23 protein-coding genes and 1 pseudogene are annotated in these 25,366 nt (G+C 62.3%); 15 read left to right on the forward strand and 9 right to left on the reverse strand.

From position 1 onward, the window contains the following. Nucleotides 1-35 precede the first annotated feature (35 nt). The gene (locus tag AC3WTO_RS15035) at nucleotides 36-1,157 is read left to right on the forward strand and encodes an LLM class flavin-dependent oxidoreductase (protein WP_492461501.1); all 1,122 of its coding nucleotides are present in this window, start codon (nucleotides 36-38) and stop codon (nucleotides 1,155-1,157) included. An 8-nt stretch (nucleotides 1,158-1,165) separates the two neighbouring features. After that, nucleotides 1,166-1,675, forward strand: coding sequence for a flavin reductase family protein (locus AC3WTO_RS15040; protein WP_492461502.1), 510 nt, complete (start codon nucleotides 1,166-1,168; stop codon nucleotides 1,673-1,675). 50 nt (nucleotides 1,676-1,725) lie between these two features. Here AC3WTO_RS15040 and ubiG read toward each other — a convergent pair whose 3' ends face one another. From ubiG to AC3WTO_RS15060, 4 genes are all read right to left on the reverse strand, one after another. Beyond that, nucleotides 1,726-2,472, reverse strand: coding sequence for a bifunctional 2-polyprenyl-6-hydroxyphenol methylase/3-demethylubiquinol 3-O-methyltransferase UbiG (ubiG, locus tag AC3WTO_RS15045; protein WP_492461503.1), 747 nt, complete (start codon nucleotides 2,470-2,472; stop codon nucleotides 1,726-1,728). 132 nt (nucleotides 2,473-2,604) lie between these two features. Then, nucleotides 2,605-3,015 (reverse strand): SRPBCC family protein, encoded by a 411-nt coding sequence (locus tag AC3WTO_RS15050; RefSeq protein WP_492461504.1) that lies wholly within the window; start codon nucleotides 3,013-3,015, stop codon nucleotides 2,605-2,607. Then, nucleotides 2,987-3,334 (reverse strand): ArsR/SmtB family transcription factor, encoded by a 348-nt coding sequence (locus AC3WTO_RS15055; RefSeq protein ID WP_492461506.1) that lies wholly within the window; start codon nucleotides 3,332-3,334, stop codon nucleotides 2,987-2,989. Before AC3WTO_RS15055 ends, AC3WTO_RS15050 begins: the two co-directional genes overlap by 29 nt. An 11-nt stretch (nucleotides 3,335-3,345) precedes the next feature. Beyond that, on the reverse strand, nucleotides 3,346-3,579 hold the full coding sequence (locus AC3WTO_RS15060) for a hypothetical protein (RefSeq protein WP_492461563.1): 234 nt from the start codon (nucleotides 3,577-3,579) through the stop codon (nucleotides 3,346-3,348). Here AC3WTO_RS15060 and AC3WTO_RS15065 point away from each other — a divergent pair. The 7 genes from AC3WTO_RS15065 (at nucleotide 3,502) to clpB (ending at nucleotide 13,654) form a co-directional block, all read left to right on the forward strand. Then, nucleotides 3,502-3,834 carry a VOC family protein gene (locus tag AC3WTO_RS15065; RefSeq protein WP_492461559.1) on the forward strand — a complete coding sequence of 111 codons (333 nt, stop codon included), beginning with the start codon at nucleotides 3,502-3,504 and terminating at the stop codon, nucleotides 3,832-3,834. The genes AC3WTO_RS15060 and AC3WTO_RS15065 overlap by 78 nt on opposite strands. A gap of 198 nt (nucleotides 3,835-4,032) precedes the next feature. Next, nucleotides 4,033-5,307: an aspartate kinase gene (locus tag AC3WTO_RS15070; protein WP_492461507.1), complete on the forward strand. Its 1,275-nt coding sequence runs from the start codon at nucleotides 4,033-4,035 to the stop codon at nucleotides 5,305-5,307. 76 nt (nucleotides 5,308-5,383) lie between these two features. After that, nucleotides 5,384-7,654 carry a phosphoenolpyruvate--protein phosphotransferase gene (gene ptsP / locus AC3WTO_RS15075; protein WP_492461508.1) on the forward strand — a complete coding sequence of 757 codons (2,271 nt, stop codon included), beginning with the start codon at nucleotides 5,384-5,386 and terminating at the stop codon, nucleotides 7,652-7,654. 17 nt (nucleotides 7,655-7,671) lie between these two features. Further along, nucleotides 7,672-8,748: a peptide chain release factor 1 gene (gene prfA, locus AC3WTO_RS15080; protein ID WP_492461509.1), complete on the forward strand. Its 1,077-nt coding sequence runs from the start codon at nucleotides 7,672-7,674 to the stop codon at nucleotides 8,746-8,748. A gap of 4 nt (nucleotides 8,749-8,752) precedes the next feature. Beyond that, complete coding sequence (prmC, locus tag AC3WTO_RS15085; RefSeq protein WP_492461510.1) at nucleotides 8,753-9,625, forward strand: peptide chain release factor N(5)-glutamine methyltransferase; 873 nt, start codon at nucleotides 8,753-8,755, stop codon at nucleotides 9,623-9,625. A 324-nt stretch (nucleotides 9,626-9,949) separates the two neighbouring features. Further along, complete coding sequence (locus AC3WTO_RS15090) at nucleotides 9,950-10,804, forward strand: DUF4167 domain-containing protein (protein WP_492461511.1); 855 nt, start codon at nucleotides 9,950-9,952, stop codon at nucleotides 10,802-10,804. 243 nt (nucleotides 10,805-11,047) lie between these two features. Next, nucleotides 11,048-13,654 carry an ATP-dependent chaperone ClpB gene (gene clpB / locus AC3WTO_RS15095; protein ID WP_492461512.1) on the forward strand — a complete coding sequence of 869 codons (2,607 nt, stop codon included), beginning with the start codon at nucleotides 11,048-11,050 and terminating at the stop codon, nucleotides 13,652-13,654. Nucleotides 13,655-13,732: 78 nt separating this feature from the next. Here the strand turns inward: clpB and AC3WTO_RS15100 are convergent, their stop codons facing one another. Beyond that, nucleotides 13,733-14,596 carry a DMT family transporter gene (locus AC3WTO_RS15100; RefSeq protein WP_492461513.1) on the reverse strand — a complete coding sequence of 288 codons (864 nt, stop codon included), beginning with the start codon at nucleotides 14,594-14,596 and terminating at the stop codon, nucleotides 13,733-13,735. Nucleotides 14,597-14,807: 211 nt separating this feature from the next. On the opposite strand from AC3WTO_RS15100, the gene AC3WTO_RS15105 reads away from it, so the two are divergent. Further along, the gene (locus tag AC3WTO_RS15105; protein WP_492461514.1) at nucleotides 14,808-16,220 is read left to right on the forward strand and encodes an aminotransferase-like domain-containing protein; all 1,413 of its coding nucleotides are present in this window, start codon (nucleotides 14,808-14,810) and stop codon (nucleotides 16,218-16,220) included. Between the two features lie 107 nt (nucleotides 16,221-16,327). Here AC3WTO_RS15105 and AC3WTO_RS15110 read toward each other — a convergent pair whose 3' ends face one another. The 3 genes from AC3WTO_RS15110 to AC3WTO_RS15120 form a co-directional block, all read right to left on the reverse strand. Then, nucleotides 16,328-16,741 (reverse strand): DoxX family protein, encoded by a 414-nt coding sequence (locus AC3WTO_RS15110; RefSeq protein WP_492461515.1) that lies wholly within the window; start codon nucleotides 16,739-16,741, stop codon nucleotides 16,328-16,330. A gap of 106 nt (nucleotides 16,742-16,847) precedes the next feature. Beyond that, the gene (locus AC3WTO_RS15115; RefSeq protein ID WP_492461560.1) at nucleotides 16,848-17,381 is read right to left on the reverse strand and encodes an ATP-binding protein; all 534 of its coding nucleotides are present in this window, start codon (nucleotides 17,379-17,381) and stop codon (nucleotides 16,848-16,850) included. A gap of 57 nt (nucleotides 17,382-17,438) precedes the next feature. Next, entirely contained in the window at nucleotides 17,439-17,843 is a 405-nt protein-coding gene (locus AC3WTO_RS15120; protein ID WP_492461561.1) for a VOC family protein, read from the reverse strand. Between the two features lie 202 nt (nucleotides 17,844-18,045). Here AC3WTO_RS15120 and AC3WTO_RS15125 point away from each other — a divergent pair, with 202 nt between their 5' ends. The 4 genes from AC3WTO_RS15125 to AC3WTO_RS15140 all read left to right on the forward strand — a co-directional run bounded on the left by AC3WTO_RS15125 (nucleotide 18,046) and on the right by AC3WTO_RS15140 (nucleotide 22,721). Then, nucleotides 18,046-18,411: an MmcQ/YjbR family DNA-binding protein gene (locus AC3WTO_RS15125; RefSeq protein WP_492461516.1), complete on the forward strand. Its 366-nt coding sequence runs from the start codon at nucleotides 18,046-18,048 to the stop codon at nucleotides 18,409-18,411. 157 nt (nucleotides 18,412-18,568) lie between these two features. Further along, on the forward strand, nucleotides 18,569-20,062 hold the full coding sequence (locus tag AC3WTO_RS15130) for a L,D-transpeptidase family protein (protein WP_492461517.1): 1,494 nt from the start codon (nucleotides 18,569-18,571) through the stop codon (nucleotides 20,060-20,062). A gap of 116 nt (nucleotides 20,063-20,178) precedes the next feature. Further along, the gene (locus tag AC3WTO_RS15135; protein ID WP_492461518.1) at nucleotides 20,179-21,717 is read left to right on the forward strand and encodes an MFS transporter; all 1,539 of its coding nucleotides are present in this window, start codon (nucleotides 20,179-20,181) and stop codon (nucleotides 21,715-21,717) included. A gap of 164 nt (nucleotides 21,718-21,881) precedes the next feature. Beyond that, a complete protein-coding gene (locus AC3WTO_RS15140) occupies nucleotides 21,882-22,721 on the forward strand; it encodes a diguanylate cyclase domain-containing protein (RefSeq protein ID WP_492461519.1) in 840 nt (279 codons plus the stop codon). 19 nt (nucleotides 22,722-22,740) lie between these two features. Here AC3WTO_RS15140 and AC3WTO_RS15145 read toward each other — a convergent pair whose 3' ends face one another. Beyond that, the gene (locus AC3WTO_RS15145) at nucleotides 22,741-24,705 is read right to left on the reverse strand and encodes a M23 family metallopeptidase (RefSeq protein WP_492461520.1); all 1,965 of its coding nucleotides are present in this window, start codon (nucleotides 24,703-24,705) and stop codon (nucleotides 22,741-22,743) included. A 363-nt stretch (nucleotides 24,706-25,068) separates the two neighbouring features. Between AC3WTO_RS15145 and AC3WTO_RS15150 the strand changes: the two are divergent. Beyond that, nucleotides 25,069-25,366, forward strand: a pseudogene (locus tag AC3WTO_RS15150) (hypothetical protein); the annotation flags it as partial.

Below are 25,366 nucleotides of genomic sequence, written 5' to 3' on the forward strand. Positions count from 1 at the left end.
TATTATAAAATATAACAAATGGTGAGGATACAGACATGAACATGCTCAATGGCGGCGCGGCCGCTCAGCCATTCTTTCTCGGGACCTTCGCTTCCAATTGCTCGGGTGGCATGACCGTCAGCAAAGTGCCGGAACGATGGGTCAATTCCTGGGACAACAATCTTCGGCTGGCCCGGCTACTCGACGACGCAGGCATTGACTTCATGCTGCCGATCGCGCGCTGGATCGGGTATGGCGGCGAGACCAATTTCCACGGAAACGTGCTGGAGACGATCACCTGGGCGACCGGACTGCTGGCCCTGACTCGCAACATCACCCTCTTTGCCACGACGCATACGACGGCGAACCATCCCGTGGTCGTTGCCAAGCAGCTCGCGACCATCGACCAGATCGGTGCCGGCCGCATCGGGCTCAACATCGTCGCCGGCTGGAACAAGCCGGAATACGAAGCGCTGGGCCTGACGCTGCCCGATGATCACACCACGCGCTACGGCTACGCGCAGGACTGGTTCGATATTGTCCAGGCGCTGTGGAGCCGGACCGAGGCCTTCGACTGGGACGGGGCGTATTTCAAGCTGAAGAACGTGCTTGGCGATCCCCGGCCATCGTCGCCGCTGCCGATCCTCAACGCTGCCGGTTCGGATGAGGGACGCCGTTTCGCTGTTCGCAATGCCAACTTCCTGTTCACGCCGGCGATCGACCTGGCGCGCTCGAAGGACGAGATCCAGTCGCTCAAAGGCCTGGCTCTGCAGGTCGGCCGCAAGGTCGACGTGCTGACTTTCTCGCACGTGGTGTGCCGGCCGACTGAAAAGGAGGCCATGGACTATCTCGAGCATTTCGGTCGGACCAATGCCGATTGGGCTGCGGTCGACAATCTCGTGCGTCTGCAGTTCGCGCATGCACAATCATTTCCGCATGACCTCCTCGCTCTGATCCGGGACCGCATGGCGGCCGGTCATGGCGGCTTTCCGCTTACGGGCACGCCAGAGCAGGTCGCTGACGGCATCACCGCCCTGTACGAGGCCGGCTTCCGTGGCACGACACTGTCTTTCGTCGACTATGCGGATGAGTTTCCCTACTTCCGCGACAGCGTGCTTCCTATTCTTGAACAGCGCGGTATCCGTTTGGCGCCGACCGTCGCACGTTCAGCAGCATGAGCGATGCCATGACAATGTCCCTGGAGCCGGTCGATGCCGGTGCTTTCCGTTCGGCAATGCGGCTCATCGTCGGCAATGCCAGCATCATCACCGCCGGCGTCGGCGAGGACAGATCCGGCCTCGTTGTGATTTCGGTGGTTTCACTCTCGGCCGAGCCACCCAAGATCATTGCCTGCGTGAATCGCTCCTCCTCGACCTGGCCCGTCATCGAGCGACACGGCCATTTCGCGGTCAATTCGCTGGGGCCGCAGCATCAGAAGGTTGCCGAACGCTTTTCCGGCTTCGGTGGCGCGAAGGGTGTGGACCGTTATGCCGGTGCAGAATGGACGACGCTGAAAACCGGTGCTTCGGTTCTGGTCGACGCCGTAGCGTCGTTCGATTGCAGCGTTGATGAAATGATCGATCGTGGCACGCATTCGATCATCATCGGTTCCGTCGAAGCCGTGAGCACTCAGGATGCCGGTGAAGCGCTGGTCTATTGGCGCGGCGCCTACCGGTCGCTTCGAGCTGAGATCTGACAAAGACCGAATGCGATGGTCGGTGCCAAGCGGCTCCGGCCATCGGTGCATCAGGCGGCCTTTTCGGCGAGCACCATATAGTTGACGTCCATATCCTTGGATCGCTGCCAGCGATCGGCGAGTGGATTGTATATGACACCGGAACGGTCGGTTATCGCCAGGCCCGCGCCGCTCAAAGCGCGTTCGAGCTCTTCCGGTCGCACCAGCTTGCCGAATTTGTGCGTGCCGCGCGGCAACCAGCGCAGGACATATTCGGCGCCGATGATGGCGAGGCCGAGCGCCTTGAGTGTACGGTTGATCGTGGCGACGAACATGATGCCGCCGGGCTTCACCATCTCGCCGCATTTGCCGACGAACAGGTTGATGTCGGCGACATGCTCGACCACTTCCATGTTGAGCACGACATCGAACTTCTCGCCGGCATCGGCCAAATCCTCGGCCGTGGTGGCGCGATAGTCGACAGCCACACCGGCTTCCGCCGCATGCAGCTTGGCCACTTCGATGTTGGTGGTGGAAGCGTCCGCCCCGACCACTTCGGCGCCCAAGCGTGCCATCGGCTCGCACAACAGCCCGCCACCACAACCGATGTCCAGGATGCGCAAGCCTTCGAAGGGTTTGGCCGCACGCGCGTCACGGCCGAAACGGGTGGCGATCTGGTCGCGGATATAGGCCAGCCGCACAGGATTGAACTTGTGCAGAGGTCGGAATTTTCCGTTGGGGTTCCACCATTCGGCGGCAAGAGCTGAAAAGCGCTCGACTTCTCCGGCGTCGATGGTCGACCGTCGGGGCTCTGGCATGACTTTGTCTCCTTCGGGGAGAAGGAAGTCAGCAGAAGGGGACCGAATGTCAAGGCGCGTTTTTTCGGGCGCGTCACCACATCGCGGGGGGCGCTGGCCCGGAAGCTGTTGTTTTTCAAAGCCCAGCTTCGCTCAAAGCGTTTCGGCAAGAGCCTGCAAATTTCCCATGTACTTGCCCCAGCCGGCAGCAAGGAGACGCAACGTCGGCTCCGGCACCGTCCCGTCATGGGTCACGACGAGGCGGATGAAGCCGTCATGCTCGCGCAAGGAGAAAACAACCCGGCCAGCCGGTGCCTGTGTGGTGCAATCGAATGACCACACCATGCGATGCGGAGGTGTGACCTCCAGCACCTCAACCTCCGTCCAGCCCCGCCACCCGGCAACCGCCTCGCCAGTGATGCGGAAGCGATGGCCGGCGACCGGCCTGAAATCAACGGCGAAAAACCATCGTGCAATCAGCTCCGGTTCGACAAGGCAGGCCCATACAGTTGCAAGCGAAGCGCGGATATCGCGCTCAAAGGTCAGATCGATCGGCTTCAGCATCGAGTTTCTCCGCCAGTTCGACGAGACCGTCGAGCCTATCGCTCCAGAATGCCGAAAGCTGCGCAGCCCAGTCGGTGACAGTGGCAAGCGGGGCCGGGTTCAACCGGTAGAGACGCTGCCGCCCTGCGACGCGCCGCTGCACCAGGCCAGCGCGGTTCAACACTTGCAGATGCAACGAGACATTCGCGAGCGTCGCGCCGATTTCGGCCGTGAGGTCGGCGACGGAACGCTCGCGATTTCCGATACGCTCCAACAGGCGCCGGCGTGTCGGGTCGGCTATGGCTGCAAAGACGTCACCCTGGGTCGAGGTTCGTGCCATCGATTTCTCATTCAAGTATAAACTTGAATTTCAATCTGCATCGGCGATACGATGGCCGTCAAGCCATCTCTGGCTGTCGGTGCGGGGTAGGGATCAATCAGGAGATCGTGATGATTGCCTTGAACGGAGTAGTTCCTTGTCTGACCATAGATGGCGCAAAAGACGCCATCGCGTTCTACAAAACAGCCTTTGGCGCCGAGGAGGTGAGCCGCCAGGATGCCGAGGACGGCGAGCGGCTGATGCATGCACATATCCGGGTCAATGGTTCGGATGTCATGATGTGGGACCTTTTCCCCGAATTCGGCATGTCGACCGACAAACCGCATGGCGTGACGGTGCATCTCGAAGTCGATGACGCGGACCGTTGGTGGTCACGCGCTGTCGATGCGGGCGCCACCGTAACGATGCCGCTTGACAACGTGTTCTGGGGCAGCCGCTACGGTCAGCTGCGCGACCCGTTCGGGCACAGCTGGGCAATCGGCGGACCGCTGAAGGAGTAGTTTCCGCCTGGTCTTTCGAGGCAAGGGGAACGAGCCGAAGCGCAAGAGACTTGCGCCACGCTGCCACATCGGCCGCGTGCGCCTTGCGGAGGCCTTGTGTTTTGGCTAAGGAAGCCGCGCATTTTTGCGTCCCGGCCAGCCGGGACTTTCCTGTCCATCCCTGGCCATCAGGCCTGCATTCAAAGGCTTTCCGCTCCCATGGCGCGCATCGTGATGAAGTTCGGCGGGACCTCCGTCGCCGACCTCGACCGCATCCACAATGTGGCGCGTCACGTCAAACGCGAGGTCGAGGCGGGGCATGAAGTGGCGGTCGTCGTCTCGGCGATGTCGGGCAAGACCAATGAGCTTGTCGGCTGGGTGCAAGGCATGCCTAAAACCACCGGTGCCAACAGCCCGTTCTTCGATGCGCGCGAATATGATGCCATCGTCGCTTCCGGCGAGCAGGTTACGTCCGGCCTGCTGGCGATCGCACTGCAGTCGATGGGCATCAACGCGCGATCCTGGCATGGCTGGCAGATTCCGATCAAGACCGACGGGGCGCACGGCGCGGCGCGCATCACCGACATCGACGGCTCCTTCCTGATCCAGCGTTTCAAGGAAGGCCAGGTCGCGGTGATCGCGGGCTTCCAGGGCATCGCGCCCGACAACCGCATCTCGACGCTGGGCCGTGGTGGCTCCGACACCAGCGCCGTCGCGATTGCGGCTGCCGTGAAGGCCGACCGTTGCGACATCTACACCGATGTCGACGGCGTCTACACCACCGACCCGCGCATGGAACCCAAGGCCAGGCGGCTGGATCGCATTTCCTTCGAGGAAATGCTGGAGATGGCCTCGCTTGGCTCGAAGGTCCTTCAGGTGCGCTCGGTGGAGCTCGCCATGGTACACAAGGTGCGCACTTTCGTGCGATCGTCCTTCGACGATCCCGATGCGCCCGGCATGGGGGATTTGATCAATCCGCCCGGAACGCTCATTTGCGACGAGGATGAAATCGTGGAACAGCAGGTCGTCACCGGAATTGCCTACGCCAAGGACGAAGCGCAGATCTCGCTGCGGCGCGTCGCCGACCGGCCGGGTGTGGCCGGTGGCATTTTCGGCCCGCTGGCCGAAGCCAACATCAATGTCGACATGATCGTCCAGAACATCTCGGAAGACGGCAAGTCGACCGATATGACCTTCACCGTGCCGTCCGGCGATGTCGCCAAGGCACTTGCCGTGCTGGACAAGGTCAGGCAGACCGTCGGCTTCGATGCGCTCCAGCATGACGAAGGCATGTCCAAAGTTTCCGTCATCGGTATCGGCATGCGCAGCCATGCCGGCGTCGCGGCGACTGCTTTCCGGGCACTTGCCGAAAAAAGCATCAATATCCGCGCGATCACCACTTCCGAGATCAAGATTTCGATCCTGATCGACGGTCCTTACACGGAACTGGCTGTTCGCACTTTGCATTCCGTCTACGGTCTCGATAAGCAATAAGAGACCCGAGTCGGTTTTTGCGTCGGGCCGGTGCGCTGGGAACCGCACCGGCCCAAACGCCTTTGGAGAAGCCGCGATGCGTGAGACGGCCATCGGCCCGCGCGTTTTGTTGAAACGGCTCCGCGAGCTCATGCAGGAGCCGCTGGAGCCGCAGGATCGGCTTGACCGAATCGTGCGCGACATCGCCTCCAACATGGTGGCGGAAGTCTGCTCGCTCTACGTGCTGCGTGCCGACTCCGTGCTTGAACTCTATGCCACCGAAGGTCTCAACAAGAACGCCGTCCATCTGGCGCAATTGCGCCTCGGCCAGGGCCTCGTCGGCACGATCGCGGCGAGCGCGCGCCCGCTCAATCTTTCCAACGCGCAGGAACATCCCGCCTTCGCCTATCTGCCGGAGACCGGTGAAGAGATCTACCACGCCTTCCTGGGCGTGCCGGTGCTGAGGGCTGGCCGTACGCTTGGCGTGCTCGTCGTGCAGAACCGCACCAAGCGCGTCTATCGCGAAGATGAGGTCGAGGCGCTCGAAACCACTGCCATGGTGATCGCGGAGATGGTCGCCACTGGCGATCTTGCCCGGCTGTCCCGTCCCGGCATGGAGCTCGATCTCAGCCGGCCGGTTTCGTTCACCGGCGTATCGTTCAACGAGGGTGTCGGGCTCGGTCACGTCGTGCTGCATGAGCCGCGCATCGTCGTCACCAACCTGTTCAACGAAGACAGCGAGGAAGAAGTGCGGCGGCTCGAGGAGTCGCTCGGTTCGCTCAGACTTTCCATCGACGACATGCTGGAGCGGCGCGACGTCGCTTTCGAGGGCGAGCACCGCGAGGTGCTGGAAGCCTATCGCATGTTTGCCAATGACCGCGGCTGGGTGCGCCGCCTGGAGGAGGCGATCCGCAACGGCCTGACGGCGGAAGCTGCGGTCGAGAAGGTGCAGTCGGATATGCGTGCGCGCATGATCCACATGACCGATCCTTATCTGCGCGAACGGATGAGCGACTTCGACGACCTTGCCAACAGGCTGCTGCGCCAATTGATGGGGCGTGGGCCGGAAGACGTCGCCGCTTCGCTGCCGAAGGACGCCATTATCGTCGCCCGCTCCATGGGAGCGGCTGAACTGCTCGACTATCCACGCGACAAGACGCGCGGCCTCGTGCTGGAAGAGGGCGCCGCGACCAGCCACGTTGTCATCGTCGCGCGTGCCATGGGTATTCCGGTTGCCGGCCAGGTCAAGGGCGCGGTGTCGATGTCTGAGAACGGCGATGCGATCATCGTCGACGGCGACGAGGGTGCCATTCACCTGCGCCCGCAAGCGGATCTCGAAGCGGCTTACGCCGAGAAGGTGCGGTTTCGCGCCCGCCGCCAGGAGCTCTATCGGGAGCTACGCAAGCAGCCGTCGGTGACCCGGGATGGTGTCCAGGTCGATCTTTTGATGAACGCCGGCCTTGCCGTCGACCTGCCGCAGCTGACTGAGTCAGGGGCCGCAGGCATCGGCCTGTTCCGTACCGAGTTGCAGTTCATGGTGGCGGCAACTTTCCCGCGCGCCGAAGCGCAGGAAAAACTCTACCGAGATGTGCTGGAGGCAGCACGCGGCAAGCCTGTCACCTTCCGCACCATCGACATCGGCGGCGACAAGGTGTTGCCCTATTTCAAGAACGCGACCCAGGAAGAGAACCCTGCGCTCGGCTGGCGGGCGATCCGCCTGACGCTGGATCGGCCAGGCTTGTTGCGCACGCAGATCCGCGCGCTGCTCAAGGCTGCCGGCGGACGTGAACTCAAGCTGATGCTGCCGATGGTAACGGAACTCGGCGAGATTGCGCAGACACGCGAGATCATCGAACGCGAAGTGAGGCACCTGTCGCGCTTCGCCCACCATTTGCCGACCAGCCTGAAGCTGGGCGCGATGCTGGAAGTGCCATCGCTGCTGTTCCAGCTGGACGAGCTCATGAAAGCCGTCGATTTCGTCTCGGTCGGCTCCAACGACCTGTTCCAATTCGTGATGGCGGTTGACCGTGGCAACACGCAGTTGGCCGATCGCTTCGACCCGGTCTCGATCCCGTTCCTGCGCGTGCTGAAGCAGATCGCCGATGCCGGACACCGCAACAACACGCCGGTGACGCTTTGCGGCGAACTTGCCGGCAAGCCGATCTCGGCCATGGCCCTGATCGGCCTCGGATTCCGTTCCATCTCGATGTCGCCGGCGGCGATCGGCCCGGTCAAGGCGATGCTGACCGACCTGCCGCTGGAAGAACTGGAAGCCTTCTTCGCCGACAACCTCAACCAGCCTGCCACCGGTATGCCGATCCGGGCGTTGTTGCAGGCCTTCGCGGATGACCGCGGCATCCCTCTGTAAAAAGTCTTCGATACCTCATGATCAACCTACCCCGCGACCGCATGGACCAAGTCGTCAAGCGTTTCGATATGCTCGAAGCGCAGATGGCGGCTGGGCCCGCGCCGGACGCCTATGTGAAGATGGCGGCCGAGTATTCCGACATGCAGGAGCTGGTCGCCAAGATCCGGGCGCTGCGCACGGCCGAACGCGAGCAGGACGATCTCGAGGCGATGCTCGGCGACAAGGGCACCGACAGCGAAATGCGTGCGCTGGCCGAAGCCGACCTGCCAGAGGTGGAAAGCCGCATCGAATCCCTGCAGCAGGAAATCCAGATACTGCTGTTGCCCAAGGATGCCGCAGACGAACGCAACGCCATCCTGGAAATCCGGGCCGGCACCGGCGGCGACGAGGCTGCCCTGTTCGCAGGTGACCTGTTTCGCATGTATGAGCGCTATTCCGCGTCTAAGGGCTGGCGTTTCGAAGTCGTTTCAGCCAGCGATGGCGAAGTCGGGGGATTCAAGGAAATCATCGCTTCGGTTTCCGGCAGAGGCGTGTTCGCGCATATGAAGTTCGAGTCCGGCGTGCACCGTGTGCAGCGCGTGCCGGCGACGGAAGCGCAGGGACGCATCCACACTTCGGCGGCAACGGTAGCCGTGCTGCCGGAAGCCGAGGAAGTCGACATCGAGATCAAGGCGGAAGACATCCGCATCGATACGATGCGCGCGTCCGGTTCCGGCGGCCAGCACGTCAACACCACCGATTCGGCGGTGCGTATCACGCACCTGCCCACCGGCATCATGGTGGTGCAGGCGGAGAAGTCGCAGCATCAGAACAGGGCGCGTGCCATGCAGATCCTGCGGGCGCGGCTTTACGACCTCGAGCGCGGCCGCGCCGACGAGGAGCGTTCGGAATCGCGCAAGTCGCAGGTCGGCTCCGGCGACCGTTCCGAGCGCATCCGTACCTATAACTTCCCGCAGGGACGCCTGACCGATCATCGCATCAATCTCACCCTCTACAAGCTCGACAGGGTGATGGAGGGCGAACTGGATGAGGTCGTCAACGCACTGATCGCCGACCATCAGTCGAGGCTTCTGGCGGAGATGAAGGAAGGGTGAAGCCGTGACAGGCACGACCCTCACGGAACTCTTGGTTTCAGCGCGCAAGCGGCTGGCCGATGCCGGCATAGACAGTGCAGCGTTCGACGCACGGCTTCTGGTCGAGGATATTACCGGTACGACGCGCACCGAGGCGATCACGGATCCCAACCGCATCGTCAGCAGCGGCATACAGACGGCAGTCGATACGGCGCTGGTTCGCCGAATTGCTGGCGAACCGGTGCATCGCATCCTTGGCTACCGCGAATTTCACGGGCTGCGGCTTGGCCTTTCCGCCGAAACCCTGGAGCCACGTCCCGACACCGAGACGCTGGTAGACGCGATGTTGCCGCTGCTTGCCGAGATTGTCGAACGCAAGGGCGCATGCCGTGTCATCGACCTGGGCACCGGCACCGGCGCCATCGCGCTGGCGCTACTCGCGGCGGTTCCGCAGGCTCAGGCCATCGGCGTGGACATTTCCGAAGATGCATTGGCCACCGCGGCTCGCAACGCGCGCGATCTCGGTCTTTCCGAACGTTTCGTGACCATCAGATCAGATTGGTTCGAAGCAATTTCGGGTCGATTTGATGTAATCGTCTCCAACCCTCCCTATATATCAAGCGCAGAGATCGAAACGCTGCAGAAGGAGGTGCGCAGTTTCGATCCGTTGCGGGCGCTGGATGGCGGTGTCGATGGGCTCGACGCCTATCGGGTCATTGCCAGGGAAAGCGCCGGGCATCTGGAAGCCGGCGGCATGGTCGCCGTCGAAATCGGTAGCAGCCAGAAGGCAGAGGTTACCGGTATTTTCCTGGATGCGGGATTCCTCATGAAAACAGCGTTGCGCGATCTTGCTGGAAACGATCGCGTTCTACTGTTCACAGGCAGCGGAAAAGCTTGAAGGCGCGGCGAAAAACCGCTTGGCAAGGCTAAGGAATGCAGCTAGGGTCGATTTACCGGATGAGACGAAGCAGGCAGTGCTCTTAGCGATTCGGTTCCTTCGAAATAGCTGCCTTCTTGCGAAACGACGCCCAAGCTTCGTGCGGGAATCGTCCGGTAAGTGATGTAACCGGAACAGGATGATACGTGGCGCCAACGCAATCGATGCGGGCGAGCACCGGTGAAACAGCGAAACGGCAGGCTGCATGAGCGCCGCCGTATGCGAAGATTTTCAAGTTTTTGAAGCGAAGAGACCCTTATGAGGCCACAACAGCAGAATAGACGCATGCGCGGTCGCAACAATGGCGGCGGCGGCGGCAACAACAATAACAACAACAATAACCGCAAGGGGCCAAACCCGCTCAACCGCAATTACGAGAGCAACGGTCCGGATGTGAAGATCCGCGGTTCCGCCCAGCAGATCGCCGAGAAATATGCGACTCTCGCCCGTGATGCGATGAGCTCGGGCGATCGTGTGATGGCTGAGAATTATCTCCAGCATGCCGAACACTACAACCGCATCATTGCCGCCGCTCAGGCGCAGATGCCGATCCAGAATTTCCAGCAGAACCGTGACGATTTCGACGACGAGCTCGACGAAGAGCGCGATGAGTTCGACAACAGCGGAAATGCAGGCGAGGGACAGCAGCCAGCGGGCCACGGTTCCGGTCCGCAGCCGGTGATCGAAGGTACTCCCGCCGAGGTGGCGCTGAATTCCGAGAACGGCCGCGACAACAATGGCCGTGAAAACGGTTATCGCGACAACCGTGACAACAATGGCAGCCGCCATCGTCGGGATCGCCGTGACAACAACGGCTACGGCCAGAATGCGCAGCGTGGCGACCGTGGTCCGCGCGGTGAAAACGGTAACAGGCGTGAAGAGACACCCCAGGCCGCTGCCCCGGTGGATGTAGCCCCGGTCGTCGTGGCTGAAGAACCGGCACCGGTGACTGTTGCCGAACCGGCACCGCAGTTTGAAAGCTTCAATCCGGCTCAGCTCGCCGCTCACGCCGAGGCCCGCGAAGCGGAGACCGAAGTGGCGGCGCCGCGCAAGACCACCCGGCGCCCACGCAAGCCCAAGGCCGAGGCGGTTGAAGCCGCGGCTGCGGATAAGACGGAAGCGGCCGGCGCCGACAGCTGAGCATAGCTCCTTTTGAGATCATGGACGGCGGAGAGAAATCTCCGCCGTTTTTGTTTGGCTGGGTTATAGTCGCCTGGCAGACGGCAATGGATAAATTTCTGCCTCGATCGGCATCAATGCGTCTTGAGAGACAAGGGCTTGCGTCCCATATCACGGCTGAACAGGATCCGGCTCAGACGAGCGGGTCCGTCACCAAAGCTGATCCGGTGCCGCAAAGCGGGCCGGTGACGGAAGGAGACAATGATGAACCTTGAGAAGTATTCCGAGCGCGTACGCGGCTTTATCCAGTCCGCACAGCAATATGCGCTGAACCGCAATCACCAGCAGTTCACCCCAGAACATATCCTGAAGGCGCTGATCGATGACGACGAGGGTTTTGCCGCGTCGTTGATCGAGCGTGCCGGCGGACGCCCGCGCGATGTCGAAGTTGCCGTCGATGCGGCACTCAATGCGCAGCCGAAGGTCGAGGGCGGCAATGGCCAGCTCTATATGGCGCAGCCGCTGGCGAAGGTGTTCTCGACCGCCGAGGACCTTGCCAAGAAAGCCGGCGACAGCTTCGTGACGGTTGAGCGGCTGCTGCAGGCGCTGGCCATGGAGAAGTCGGCCAAGACCGCCGAGATTCTGTCCAAGGCCGGGGTCACGGCGCAGGCGCTCAATGCAACGATCAATGATATCCGCAAGGGCCGTACCGCGGACTCTGCGTCTGCCGAACAGGGCTATGACGCACTGAAGAAGTATGCTCGCGATCTCACCGCCGACGCGCGCGCCGGCAAGCTCGATCCGGTGATCGGTCGTGACGACGAGATCCGCCGCACCATCCAGGTGCTGTCGCGCCGCACCAAGAACAATCCGGTGCTGATCGGCGAGCCCGGCGTTGGCAAGACGGCGATCGCCGAGGGACTTGCGCTGCGTATCGTCAACGGCGACGTGCCGGAAAGCCTGAAGGACAAGCAACTGATGGCGCTCGACATGGGTGCGCTGATCGCCGGTGCGAAGTATCGCGGAGAGTTCGAGGAGCGGCTGAAGGCCGTGCTCAACGAAGTCACCTCGGCGGCCGGTGGCATCATCCTGTTCATCGACGAAATGCACACGCTGGTCGGCGCCGGCAAGGCGGATGGAGCGATGGACGCCTCCAATCTGCTGAAGCCCGCGCTGGCGCGTGGTGAATTGCACTGCGTCGGCGCAACGACGCTCGACGAGTACCGCAAGTACATCGAAAAGGACGCCGCCCTCGCGCGTCGTTTCCAGCCGGTCTTTGTCGAGGAACCGACGGTCGAGGACACGATTTCGATCCTGCGCGGCCTGAAGGAAAAATACGAGCAGCACCACAAGGTGCGCATCTCGGACTCTGCGCTGGTTTCTGCGGCCTCGCTGAGCAATCGCTACATCGCGGACCGCTTCTTGCCGGACAAGGCGATCGACCTTGTCGACGAAGCAGCCTCGCGTCTCCGGATGCAGGTCGATTCCAAACCGGAAGCGCTGGACGAGATCGACCGCCGCATCATGCAGCTGAAGATCGAGCGCGAAGCGCTGAAGGTCGAGAAGGACGAAGCGTCCAAGGATCGCCTGGTCCGGCTCGAAAAGGAGCTGACCGGGCTCGAGGAAGAGTCTGACGCTTTGACCGCGAAGTGGCAGGCCGAGAAGCAGAAGCTCGGGTTGGCGGCTGATCTGAAGAAGGATCTCGACGACGCCCGCAACGAATTGGCGATCGCGCAGCGCAAGGGCGAGTTCCAGCGCGCCGGCGAACTTGCCTATGGCAGGATCCCGGAGCTCGAAAAGCAGCTTGCCGAAGCCGAGGCTCGCGACGGCCAGGGCGGTGGCATGGTCGAGGAGGTGGTTACGCCGGATCATGTCGCCCAGATCGTCTCGCGCTGGACCGGCATTCCGGTCGACAAGATGCTGGCAGGCGAGCGCGAGAAGCTGCTGCGCATGGAAGACGAGATCGCAAAGCGCGTCGTCGGTCAGGGCGAGGCCGTGCAGGCTGTGTCCAAGGCCGTGCGGCGTGCCCGCGCCGGGCTGCAGGATCCGAACCGGCCGATAGGCTCGTTCATGTTCCTGGGGCCGACCGGCGTCGGCAAGACCGAACTCACCAAGGCACTTGCCTCGTTCCTGTTCGACGACGAGACAGCGATGGTGCGCATCGACATGTCGGAGTTCATGGAGAAGCATTCGGTTGCCCGTCTCATCGGCGCGCCTCCCGGCTATGTCGGCTATGAGGAGGGGGGTGCCTTGACCGAAGCCGTTCGGCGCCGGCCTTACCAAGTCGTGCTGTTCGACGAGATCGAGAAGGCGCACCCGGATGTCTTCAATGTGCTGTTGCAGGTGCTGGACGATGGGCGGCTGACCGATGGGCAGGGCCGTACGGTCGACTTCCGCAACACGCTGATCATCATGACGTCGAACCTCGGTGCGGAGTATCTGGTCGGGCTTGGCGAAGACCAGGATGTCGATGCCGTGCGCGATGAGGTGATGGCGGTGGTGAAGGCCTCGTTCCGTCCGGAGTTCCTCAACCGCGTCGATGAGGTGATCCTGTTCCACCGCCTGCGCCGCAAGGATATGGGCCAGATCGTCGAGATCCAGCTCAAGCGGCTGGAGAAGCTTCTGGTCGATCGCAAGATCACGCTCACCCTCGACAAGGATGCTGTCGAATGGTTGGCGGACAAGGGTTACGACCCGGCCTATGGCGCGCGGCCGCTGAAGCGAGTGATGCAGAAGGAATTGCAGGATCCGCTGGCGGAAAAGATCCTGATGGGCGATATCCTCGATGGCTCTACCGTCAAGGTGACCGCGGGATCGGACAGGTTGAATTTTCGTTCGAAGCCGACTGTGGTGGCCGAACAAGCCGCCTGACAATGGTTCTTTGGCCTGTTGTCGTTGAAAGGCGCGCCTCCGACAAGGAGGCGCGCCTTTTCGTATCGCGAGTAGGGTCTACTTCGCGAACCGTTTGGCGCCAGCCACACACAACACCACGCCGAGGGTTACGACCACCATGGCAGCGCTGACCTGCTCGTGCAGCAGGAAGGCCGCCAGGGCGAGACCGAAGAAGGGTTGCAGCAGTTGCAGTTGCCCGACGGCGGCGATACCGCCCTGCGCCAGCCCACGATACCAGAACACGAAGCCGACCAGCATGCTGAACAGAGACACATAGGCGAGGCTGACCCAGGCTGGCATGCCGACGCCGGCGAGGGAGGCCGGGAAGGTGGCGAAGGTCAGCACCAGCATCAGGGGCAGTGAAATCACCAGCGCCCAGCAAATCACCTGCCAGCCGCCCAGCCGACGCGACAGTTTTCCACCCTCCGCGTAACCCAGCCCGCAGACGACGATCGCCGCCAGCATCAAGGCGTCGCCGACCGGTGAGGCGGAAAGACCTCGCGAGAACGCAAATCCAGCAACCAGTGCGCTGCCGAGGCAGGAGAACACCCAGAAGGCGAGGCGGGGACGCTCGCCGCCGCGCAGCACGCCGAAGATCGCTGTTGCCAGCGGCAACAGGCCGATGAAAACGATCGAGTGCGCGGAAGTGACGTGCTCGAGCGCCAGTGCAGTCAGGAGCGGAAAGCCGACCACGACGCCGACCGCGACGATGGTGAGCGAGATCAAATCATCCCTGCTTGGTCGCTTCTCACGAAAGGCCAGCAAAAGGGCGAGACCGAGCAGTCCGGCGAGGGTGGCGCGAGTCACGGTCAGGAAGACCGGGCTGAAATCCATCACGGCCACGCGGGTTGCCGGCAGCGAGCCGCTGAAGATCAGCACCCCCAGAAAACCGTTGAACCATCCACTCGTCGTCTTGTCCACACGCAAACTCCTAGAGCAATTCCAGGAAAAGCGCGTAGCGGTTTTCCATCCGGAATTGCGTAAAAACAAAAAGTTAGAGCGTTTCCGCGTTTCCGAAAAACCGGAAACGCTCTAGCAATCAGGGCGTTCTTATCGACGGGAATTGGCTGGCTTCGCCAGATACACTGGGGTACAGTTCGATCAAACTGTTCTGGATACGGTGGCAATACAGATGGAAGGGCTCGCGGCCCCCCCGGGCAAAGACGCAACATTGATCGAGACGGTGATGGCGACAGTGCGGCAGCGCATCGGGGCTCGGCAACTGACGCCTGGCGCCAAGTTGCCCTCCGTGCGAGCCTTTGCCAGGACCATGCAGGTCTCCACCTCTACCGTGGTGGAAGCCTATGAACGCCTAGCGGCAGAAGGGGCGATCCGCTCACGGCCGGGCTCTGGTTTCTATGTATGCGGTCCGCTGGCACCGCTTTCGCTTGCCGAAGTCGGGCCGCGGCTTGACCGCGAGATCGACCCGCTTTGGATATCGCGGCAATCCCTGGAGGCTGGCGAAAGGGTCTTGAAACCCGGTTGCGGCTGGCTGCCTGCCGACTGGATGCCGCAGCAGGCTTTGCGTCGTGCATTGCGCGGCCTTGCGCATGCCAAGGATACGGTACTGGCTGACTACGGCACGCCGCTCGGGCTGGCGCCGTTGCGGCAACTGCTCGCACGCCGCATGGGCGAGCACGGCATCGAAGCTTCGCCGGACCAGATCGTGCTGACGGAATCTGGCACGCAATCGATCGACCTCTTGTGCCGCTTTCTCATCGAGCCCGGCGACACGGTATTTGTCGATGACCCTTGCTATTTCAACTTCCACGCGCTGTTGCGCGCGCACCGGGCCAACATCGTCAGCGTGCCCTACACGCCGACCGGGCCGGATCTCGATCTGTTTGGACAGGCGCTCGCCGAGCATCGGCCGCGCCTCTACATCACCAATTCCGCATTGCACAACCCAACCGGCGCGACGCTGTCGCCAGTCACAGCGCATCGCCTGCTCAAACTCGCCGACCAGTTCGACGTGACCATTGTCGAGGACGATATTTTTGCCGATTTCGAAACCGAGCCGGCGCCACGCCTGGCTGCCTTCGACGGGCTTTCGCGCGTGGTCCAAATCGGCAGTTTTTCCAAGACACTGTCGGCATCGGTGCGATGCGGTTTCATCGCAGCCCCACGCGATTGGGTCGAGCGCCTGACGGATCTCAAGATCTCGACCACTTTCGGCGGTGGCCACCTTTCGGCGGAGCTCGTGCTTTCGCAACTCAAGGACGGCAGCTACCGCAAACATGTCGAGGCGCTGCGGCAGCGCCTGTCAGTCTCCATGGCCGAAACATCGCGGCGGCTCGAGCCGTTGGGCATCAGACCCTGGATCGAGCCGCGTGCGGGCATGTTCCTGTGGTGCAGTCTGCCGGACGGGCTGGATGCTGCCGACGTCGCCCGGCGTGCGCTGGCCAACGGGGTGGTGCTGGCGCCAGGCAACGCCTTCAGCCTGTCCCGCACCGCGAATGGGTTCCTGCGCTTCAACGTTGCCCAGTCGCAGGACCCGAGGGTGTTCGAAGTGCTGGCCAGGGCCATGCGCCACGATGGGCTGTAGCTCGGATTCCAACTCGCCTCAGAGCGTTTCCGTTTTTCACGGAAACGCGGAAACGCTCCAAGTTTTGTTTCGGCCGCATTGTTGTAACGCCAAGTGATTCCACTTGGCTACAAAATGCTCAAGGCTGCGGCAGTCGCTGGCGATTTCCGATAAGCATCGAGACTCCATGGACCCGGGCCAGCGGCAAAAAGGTACAGAAACACAAAACAATAGACGATGGCGAGATTGCCGCCGTTGAGGATCGGGAAGATCGAATTCGGCGCGTGGCCGATCCAGTAGGCGAATGCCATCAGGCCGGAAATGACGAAGGCGACTGGCCGGGTAAACAAGCCGAGCAGGAGTAAGGCGCCGCCGATCAGTTCCAGGGTACCGGCAAACCACGGCAGGGAAAACATTGCAGGGACGCGCTCGAGTGCCGGGAAACCCAGCAACTTTCCTGTGCCGTACTGCAACAGGGTGAGGGCGCTGACGATCCGCAGGATACTGAGAAAGTGCGGTCGCAGTGCATCGACGTCGATCATGGGCTTCTCTCGTGTTCAACCCGGTACTGATAGCGGCAGCACCTGATAACAGGGCAATAAACTGTTCGAGATGTTAGCTCTTGCTGATCAGCAGTGACCCGCTCGGTCAGGACAAACGAAACGTGCCGCTGCGCAGGGCTTCAATCACGGTGGCAAGCGTCTGTTCGGGAGACTGGTCGCCAATGTTGATCGCGTGCGGTTCCAGTTCTCCCAATTCGGAAAGTTGCTGGTGCAAGGCGGCGATCGGTTCCGGATCCGTCAGAGTGTCGCCGCCGCGGTCGCGGCAACGGCGGATGGCCACGTCGAGCGGCGGGCGCAACACCACATAATGCAGAGGGATTTCGGGTGCTGTGAACGGCTGCAGGAACCAGGGGCCGACAATGCCGTCGACGATGACGAAGAAACCGCCTTTGGCGTAGCCTTGGGCTGCCTTGGCCAGGACATCGATCACCACAGCGTTCTGCCGGTGGGCTTCCGGCAGGTAGGGAGCGATGGCGCCATTCTTGATGAAATGCCAGAAATCGTCGGAATGAAGATGGACCTTTGCCGATCCGCCTTGGGCTGCCAGCGCCTTGGCGGTGGTGGTTTTTCCCGATCCCGGCGTGCCGGTCAGGACCAGAATCTCGCCTGCGAATTCCATCATGGCCGCCTCTAGCATGATGCGGGCGGCCGTCCAAGCTGGCCGCTGCCGGTATGCTCAATCCTGGATGTCGCCGCGGTGGACGATGTGCACCTTGTTGCCGTCGGGGTCGCGCAGATAGGCGCCGAAGTAGCCCTCGCCATAGTGCGGGCGAGGACCCGGTTTGCCCTCGTCCGTTCCTCCCGCCGCGACACCTGCCGCATAGGCTGTCGTGACGGCCTCCGGACCAGAGGCAAGGAACGCTACCATGGTGCCGTTACCGGCGTTCGCCGGCCTGCCATCGAGGGGAATGTAGGCATAGAAACGTGGCAAGGCACGATCCCGTCCGACCCAGCACGCGGACGCCGGGCCACCATCGGGAGTGACCGGGCGCCGGCGAAGGCCCAGCGGCAAAAGCACGGCGTCATAGAAGCGCGCTGCGCGATCGAGATCGCTGACGCCGACAGTCACATGACTGAACATGGATGTGTCCCTTGGTTGATCCGGTGTGCTCTTGTAGGTCGGACCGCCAGCCTCCGCCTGCACCAAGCCCCAGGTCCGCGAGATGCCAAAGATCCTGTGAACGGCGCGGCGCTCGATCGTTGTCGGCAATCAAGATCCTGTTCCTTACACGCCGTGGACGCGATAAAGCGCTGAGGGCACCGCCAATCGAACGGAGGCTGGTTTGACGCTCGACGAATATAACGGCTTCTGTGCTTCGCTGCCGGCGACCCATCACGTGGTGCAGTGGGGCGGTGCCCATGTCTGGAAGGTCGGCAGCAAGGTCTTTGCTATTGGTGGCTGGAGCCAACAGGCCGAGATACCTTTCTTCACCTTCAAATGCTCGGAGATGGCGTACGATATCCTGAAGGAACAGCCCGGCTGCCGGCCTGCGCCCTATCTCGCCTCACGTGGAATGAAGTGGATCCAGCGCGTGACTGCCGAGAGCTTGGATGACGCCGCACTGAGGGATTACCTGAGGGACAGCCATCGTCTTGCTGCACGCAATCTGACCAGGCGAGAGCGGCGGGAGCTCGGATTGGAACAATAACGCGATAGCGCTTTCGGCATCCCGCTCTTGCGAATCCGCCATGTTCATGCCCAGTTCATGGTTGAATCGTTAGGCGGATCATGGCCTCGCCGGAGACACGCTGCTCCCGGCCGATGGACCAGGTCGGTGACGGAACGCGCCGGAGAATTCTGACTATATGCTGCGCACGATGCTTTCGCTTTCAGCCCTGACACTTGGCGTGATGCTGGCTTTCGGCGCCCAGGCCGCATCTTCGCGGCAGCCGGCTGTGGACGGTGGCGTTCCTAGCAAGGCCGAGGGGGTCCAGGTCGCCCAGAACAGCGACTATCAGGTATTCTATGACGGCAAGGGCAATCGCGTCATCGTCGACCCCTACACCGGCAAGGTTATCGCGATCCAGCCGCCGCAGACGCGTTTCGACCGCCGCGCCCTGCGCCTCGAAAACCGGCAGCGGCAGGTCGAGCGTGCGCCTGACGACGACCGTTATTACCTGGACGACCCGGAGGACATGGCTCGCTTTCGCCGCCGCCAGATGGAGGACCGGCGCGCCTCCCAGTATCCGGAGGATGATGGCGGGTACTACGACAACCTGCCTCCTGAGGGCGGTATGGTCGAGGCCTTTCCTCCGGCGCCGGGACCGCGCGATCGGTATGGCGATCCCCTGCCAGCCAATCGTGACGGCATTCCCGCACCACAGCCGGTCGAGCGCCAGCCGTTGAAGGAAGCCTCGATCGACCCGGCGCAACCAACGTCGCCTGACAGTGCGATCGCGCCGACCGAACCGGCGACCGGAGGCAAGTCGACGATCAATCCTTCGCTGTCGCTCGGCGCACGTGAAGATATCGCCGCGTTGCAGGTGCTGCTCGACCGCGCCGGCTCTTCGCCAGGCGCCATCGACGGTCGCTTCGGCTCCAACATGGACAAGGCGCTGGCCGCTTATCGCGAGATCACCGGCACCAATCTGAAGTCGACCGATGTCGCAGCTATCAAGGCCGAACTCGAGAAAACCGGTGGTCCGGCTTTCGCTTCCTATTCGATAACCGCCGAAGATGCGGCTGGGCCCTATGTCGCGTCCATTCCGGAAGACTACAGCCAGAAGGCGACGCTGGAGCGCATGAGTTTCACGTCGGTGACCGAGGCACTCGCCGAGCGGTTCCACATGGATGAGGCCTATCTCAAGGCGATAAACCCGGGCGTCAATTTCAATCGGCCCGGCACGCTGGTGAAAGTGGTCAATTTCGGCAGGCTGGCGCAGACACCGGTCACGCACATCATCGCCGACAAGGGCCGCAAGCAGGTCCGGGCCTATGACGCCGCAGGCAAGCTGGTCGCTGCCTATCCGGCAACGATCGGCTCGTCCGATACGCCGTCACCCACCGGTACCCATGCCGTGTCGCGTGTGGCTTTCGATCCGAACTACACCTACAATCCCAAGATCAATTTCAAGCAGGGAGCCAACGACAAGGTGCTGACCATCCCGCCTGGGCCGAACGGCCCGGTCGGATCGATCTGGATCGCGCTCGACAAACCGACTTACGGTATCCACGGCACACCGGAGCCATCGAAGATCGGCAAGACCGAAAGCCATGGCTGCGTGCGTTTGACCAACTGGGATGCCGCGGAACTCGCCAGGCTGGTCAAGCCCGGCGTGCCGGTCGACTTCGTCGAGTAGCTCCTTGGCCGGGAATGCCCTGTTTTTGATTTGACGCAGCATTCCGTCCGAAAATCGATACCGAACGCAATCACACTGCGCTAAGCAAAGCCATGCAGGCGAGTGGTGATACAGGCATGGATGCCAGCGTTCTCGGCGGATTGGCTTCGAAGGAAACCTTCTGTCCGCAGCGCAGCCGACGTTATGTGCTGACCGCCGCCATTCTCGCTTCCGCACTGGGTTTCATTGACGGTTCCGTGCTTTCAATCGCCATGCCGGTGCTGCGCGCCAATCTTGGCGCGAGTCTTGTCGAGGCGCAGTGGATTTCCAATGCCTATGCGCTGACGCTGTCGGCGCTGATCCTGGCCGGCGGCGCTGCCGGAGACCGCTTTGGTCTGCGCCGCGCCTTCGTGGCGGGCATAGCGCTGTTCATTGCGGCGTCGATCGCCTGCGCACTCGCGCCGACTGCGCCGCTGCTCATCCTGTTTCGCGCGGTCCAGGGGATCGGCGCTGCTGTCATGGTGCCCGGCAGCCTTGCCATCATCGCCAAGGCCTATCCGAAGGCCGAGCGGGGCCGCGCCATCGGCATCTGGGCGGCCGCCTCGGCTCTGACCACCGCACTCGGCCCCGTCCTCGGCGGCATGGTCCTGTCCAGCTTCGGTGCAGGTGTCTGGCGCGCGATCTTCGCCATCAATCTGCCGCTCGGCGCGATCGCGATCTGGCTGCTGCTTGCCAAGGTGCCTGCCGATTCACCTGCCCAGCAAAAGGGATTGGATCTCGGGGGGGCGGCGCTGGCGACGCTGGCTTTTGGCGGCATGGCTTACGGCCTGACCGCGATGAGCGCGGAAGGCCGCGAGGGTTCGGCGATCGTCAACGGTCTGGTCATTCTGCTCGGCCTTGTTGCGCTGTCGGTCTTTCTGTTGTGGGAGAGCCGCCATCGCGAACCGATGGTCAATCTCAGGCTGTTTCGGATCGCTGCCTTCTCCGGCGCCAATGCGGCAACGTTCTTCCTGTATTTCGCGCTGTCGGCGGTGCTGTTCTACCTCCCCATGCTGCTGATCGCCGGCTGGGGTCTCAGCACGGCGGAGGCCGGCTTCATCTTCTTGCCACTGTCGGCGGCAATCGCACTGTTGTCCGGCCCGGTCGGTCGATGGTCCGATCGGACAGGCGCGCGCCTGCCGATAGCCCTCGGCAGTGTTGTGGTGGGGGTCGCGTTCGCAGGATTGGCCGTGTTGGCGGGAACGGATTTCCATGGCTTCTGGAGCGGGGTTTTCCCGCTCGCGACGCTGATGGGCTTGGGGATGGCGCTGGTCGTATCGCCCTTGTCGACCGCAATCATGACTTCGGTGGATGACAGGGATACCGGCGCGGCGTCCGGCATCAACAACGCGGTTGCGCGGATAGCCGGCCTGATGGCTGTTGCCGCGCTCGGCGCGGTGGTAGGTTTGGTCTACGCCGTCGCCGGCGGCGCCGAAAGTGGTGTCGAATTCGGCGTGTTGCCGCAAGCCGCGATCGATCCGGCGGCCGAAGCTGTGCGAGCCGCCGCGACAGGCCGCGCTTTCCAGGCCGTCGCGGCAATTTCGGCGGTCATGTGCTTCGTTGCCGCCATCACGGCGTGGCTGACGCAGCCGGCACGTCAGCCCGATGAAGCTATGGCAGGCCCGACAGACCATTAAATTTTTGGCAGTTACGGTAAGGATTGACTCATCGTCAGGCCAGGGTCGTGGTGATCGTCGATTAAAAAGGCGGCGCGCTTCTATTGATCGATATTTGCCAACGCTAGTGTGTTAAGATGCCGGCACACACACGGCGTGATCCTGTCGTCGAGTGGGGGGCGTGCATGTCGAAGAATGATCCGCGCTGGCCGGTGGATTCTTCCGAGATCGCAGCTGGCGACCAGCGATGGTTCGATCGGCGCACGCTGGTGCTTGCAGCCTTGTGGTTGTTGGTTGTGGCGGGGCTTTTTGTCTTCGCCGTGAAAGTCGATCTTTTCGACTGGCTCTATAAGATCACGCGCGCTCATGAGGACTGGCAACTGGACGAAATCCTTGCCTTGCTTCTGTGCGTCGGCGTCGGCTCGCTGGTTTTCCTGGCCATTCGGACACGGCAGCTCGGCCATGAGATCAAACGCCGCGAGGCCGCTGAACGGCTTGCCCATGATTCAGCCCGGCACGACCCGCTGACCGGCCTCGCGAACGGAAGGCGCTTTCGCGAAGCCCTGGCCCTGGCGATCGAAAATGCCAGGCGGTCGCAATCGAGCTGCGCGGTGCTGTTCATCGATCTCGATCGTTTCAAGCCGGTCAATGACACGCACGGGCATGCGGTCGGCGATGAAGTGCTGATCGATGTCGCGCAACAGATCGCCCAAGCCGTGCCGGCTGGAGCGACGGCAGCGCGGCTCGGCGGCGACGAATTCGGCGTCATAGTGCCGACTGTGCCCGGTCGCGAGGCCATGCTTTTCCTGTCGCAACGTCTGTCACGTGACATCAGCAAAGTTCGACAGGTCGGAGCCGCGCTGCTGGAAGTTGGAGCCACCGTCGGCATCGCGGTTTTCCCGGAAGATGGCTCCGACAGCAACGCGCTCATCAACGCCGCAGATCAGGCCATGTATGCGGCCAAGCCGTCGCGGCGCGGCATGCTCGGGCGCGGTGACGTCCAAAACGGCGCCATCGCCAACTGAACCGCTTACCGGTGTGTCGTTATTTACTGGTGGCGGCGCCGGCGCTGGCGACCTTGAGGCCCGTGCCGTTCTGTTGCTTCAGAAGGTCGTCAATACGTTCGCGCTCGCGCTTGAAGGCGACAAGGTCGTCGCCTTGGAGAACCTTGCCGGTGGGCAGACGCACACGCATCGGATCCACCTTGGTGCCGTTGACCATGAGTTCGTAGTGAAGGTGTGCGCCGGTCGAAAGACCGGTGGTGCCGACGTAACCGATCACCTGGCCCTGCCGGACGCGGGCACCGGGCTGGACGCCACGCGCGAAGGCGCTTTGATGGTTGTAGGATGTCTCGTAGCCGTTGGCATGACGGATGATCGTCTGCTTGCCATAGCCGGCAGCCCAGCCGGCTTTCTCGACAAGGCCGTTGCCGGCCGCGATGATCGGCGTGCCGGTGGGGGCGGCCCAATCGACGCCGGTATGCATCCTGACATAACCGAGGATCGGATGGCGGCGTGCGCCGAAGCCGGAACGGAAGGTGCCGTTGGGTACAGTCTTGCGCAGCAGGAACTGCTCGGCGCTGCGGCCATTCTCGTCGAAATAGTCGGTGCTGCCATCCTGCAGCTGGAAGCGGTAGAGCGTGCGTGCCATGCCGCCAATGGCGGCAGATACGTAAAGAAGTTCCGAATCCTCGGACGCCTGGTCGTCGCTGTCGGGCTGGGAGAACAGCACTTCGAGGCGATCGCTCGACGTCAACCGCGCCTGATAGTCGACATCGGAAGCCAGGATCTTGATGACCTGCTGGGCCATCTTGGTGGACAAGCCATAAGAATAGGCCGCGCGGTAGATGCCGTCATAGATGCTTGGCAGGTTGCCACGCACCACCACCGGCGGAGAATCGTCGAAGGCGGTCTGCAGTTCGGGATTGGGGTCGGGTTCCTCGGCCGGTACGAACTGGCCTCGGTCATCGAGTGCGATAGTGACGATATGGCGGGTCCGGTCATAGACGCCGGTACGCACCACCTTGGCGGCATCGCCGCGGACTTCGAGGCCGACGCGCAGCACGGTGCCCGCCTTCAGCGCCGTGGTGTTGAGCAGCTTGCCGATCGCCTCGGCCATGCCGAAGGCGTCGGAATTGGTATAGCCGGACTCGGAAAAGGCTTCCGCAATGTCGCGGTCCTTGGTGAAGGGGATGATGTCTTCGGCAAAGGTCAATGCCTCGGTCTCGGTTTCGGCACGGGGTGCCACCGAGACGTTCTCCGGCACGATCTTGACGTCGTAGGAGCCGGCGATCGACTGGGTGAGCTGGTCGCCGAAACGCTGCGGGTCGACATAATGAAGAGCCGCGACCTGGACCGCGCCGTCGCCGAGGCCGGCGCTGGCGCTGCGGACTACCTTCTCGACCTCGTCGGCCGAGAGATCGCTCTTTTCATCGAAGGCTGCGGTGGCGATCGGAAAGTCGATCGTCTTCAGGCTCATCTCGCTTTCGACCTTGGCGCCGTAGATCTGGCCGGCCGGCGCAGGGGCGGGATTGGACGAGTCTGAGCCATCGTCGCGGAAAACCTGGAGCGGATCGAAGGGCGGATAGGACTTGTTGGTGGTGTGGTTGGCGGCGAGCGCCATCTTCACCTGTACGAACGGCATGGTGTTGATGACGTCACGGTCGCCGACCTTGGTGACCATCGACACTTCCATGCGCCGCCGATCCTTGGCCTTGGCAATCTGGCGCGGCGCGACAAGACGCGTGGTCTTTGCTTCTTCGCCGGAGTCGCCGCCATCGGCCAGGCTGGCGAGTTCGGCGATTTCAGGCGGTGTCGCCAATTGCTGGCGTCCGTCGAGGGCCGCGACCAGGGCGACGCCCATCAGCACTGAAGAGGTGATGCCAGTGAGGAATGTACCGGACAGCCAGCGCGCCGACACCTCGCGGCGATCCGGCGGACCGCTGCGACCGTCCGCGATCAGCGGCGGTTCGTTGCCGAGTTCGGCTATGACCTCGTCCGTATCCTGCATTCAAAAAGGCGGTTTCTTCCCCAGGCGGGCTCTTCTCTGTTCTCTTGCAAGGCCATGACATTTGCCTGCCGCAGCCGACGAAGTCAACGAAAGCCCCGTACGTGTGCGGGAACTCCAGCCGTGCCCCGGCCTTCCGACGGGCCGCTTCTTACAAGAGGCGAATGAATGCCATGCGACACGGCTGCCTTCACCTCAACTGCTGTCTTCTTCCAATAAGGCGGCAATAGGGCTTTGGCCGTCCGAAGCGGATGACGGGGCAGGTGTTCCACCGGATTGTCGGGAGAAAGGCGAGCTCGGGCAAGAGTTCCGTGTGTACAGGGCGCCGCGCCGACGGAGGCATCACATCGGTTAGTCTGCGAACATTTGCCGGCATTTGACGAAGCGCGTCGTCAGGCTGACATGAGGAGAAGAACGAGGGCTGGGCCGATTGAAAAAAAATGCCAGAATTATTTGTCGCAAAAAATTCAAAAAAGCTCAGAATCATTGTTGACACTTCGAGCGCCACCCGACTATATACGCCTCATCAACGAGGGCGGTGCGCCGCTGGCGACAGCGAAGTTCGCTTCCGAAAGACCTCGAAGAGAAATTCAAGAGAGCCGCGTGAGCGACACTCTGGTGGCCTGGGAGCTGAGAAGCGAAGCAGGCCGTGACGCTGCGTTTG

This window comes from Mesorhizobium sp. EU05-FHT14A09 (genome assembly GCF_058790995.1).

Excerpts from the sequence above, each read along its gene's own strand:
- AC3WTO_RS15040 (WP_492461502.1), top strand. The coding sequence starts at position 1,166 with ATGACAATGTCCCTGGAGCCGGTCGATGCCGGTGCTTTCCGTTCGGCA.
- clpB (WP_492461512.1), top strand. The coding sequence starts at position 11,048 with ATGAACCTTGAGAAGTATTCCGAGCGCGTACGCGGCTTTATCCAGTCC.
- AC3WTO_RS15110 (WP_492461515.1), bottom strand. The coding sequence starts at position 16,741 with ATGATCGACGTCGATGCACTGCGACCGCACTTTCTCAGTATCCTGCGG.
- AC3WTO_RS15140 (WP_492461519.1), top strand. The coding sequence starts at position 21,882 with ATGTCGAAGAATGATCCGCGCTGGCCGGTGGATTCTTCCGAGATCGCA.
- AC3WTO_RS15050 (WP_492461504.1), bottom strand. The coding sequence starts at position 3,015 with ATGCTGAAGCCGATCGATCTGACCTTTGAGCGCGATATCCGCGCTTCG.
- AC3WTO_RS15115 (WP_492461560.1), bottom strand. The coding sequence starts at position 17,381 with ATGGAATTCGCAGGCGAGATTCTGGTCCTGACCGGCACGCCGGGATCG.
- AC3WTO_RS15135 (WP_492461518.1), top strand. The coding sequence starts at position 20,179 with ATGGATGCCAGCGTTCTCGGCGGATTGGCTTCGAAGGAAACCTTCTGT.
- AC3WTO_RS15035 (WP_492461501.1), top strand. The coding sequence starts at position 36 with ATGAACATGCTCAATGGCGGCGCGGCCGCTCAGCCATTCTTTCTCGGG.
- AC3WTO_RS15070 (WP_492461507.1), top strand. The coding sequence starts at position 4,033 with ATGGCGCGCATCGTGATGAAGTTCGGCGGGACCTCCGTCGCCGACCTC.
- AC3WTO_RS15090 (WP_492461511.1), top strand. The coding sequence starts at position 9,950 with ATGCGCGGTCGCAACAATGGCGGCGGCGGCGGCAACAACAATAACAAC.
- AC3WTO_RS15105 (WP_492461514.1), top strand. The coding sequence starts at position 14,808 with ATGGAAGGGCTCGCGGCCCCCCCGGGCAAAGACGCAACATTGATCGAG.
- AC3WTO_RS15145 (WP_492461520.1), bottom strand. The coding sequence starts at position 24,705 with ATGCAGGATACGGACGAGGTCATAGCCGAACTCGGCAACGAACCGCCG.
- ubiG (WP_492461503.1), bottom strand. The coding sequence starts at position 2,472 with ATGCCAGAGCCCCGACGGTCGACCATCGACGCCGGAGAAGTCGAGCGC.
- AC3WTO_RS15055 (WP_492461506.1), bottom strand. The coding sequence starts at position 3,334 with ATGGCACGAACCTCGACCCAGGGTGACGTCTTTGCAGCCATAGCCGAC.
- prfA (WP_492461509.1), top strand. The coding sequence starts at position 7,672 with ATGATCAACCTACCCCGCGACCGCATGGACCAAGTCGTCAAGCGTTTC.
- ptsP (WP_492461508.1), top strand. The coding sequence starts at position 5,384 with ATGCGTGAGACGGCCATCGGCCCGCGCGTTTTGTTGAAACGGCTCCGC.
- AC3WTO_RS15060 (WP_492461563.1), bottom strand. The coding sequence starts at position 3,579 with ATGCATCAGCCGCTCGCCGTCCTCGGCATCCTGGCGGCTCACCTCCTC.
- AC3WTO_RS15130 (WP_492461517.1), top strand. The coding sequence starts at position 18,569 with ATGCTGCGCACGATGCTTTCGCTTTCAGCCCTGACACTTGGCGTGATG.
- AC3WTO_RS15120 (WP_492461561.1), bottom strand. The coding sequence starts at position 17,843 with ATGTTCAGTCATGTGACTGTCGGCGTCAGCGATCTCGATCGCGCAGCG.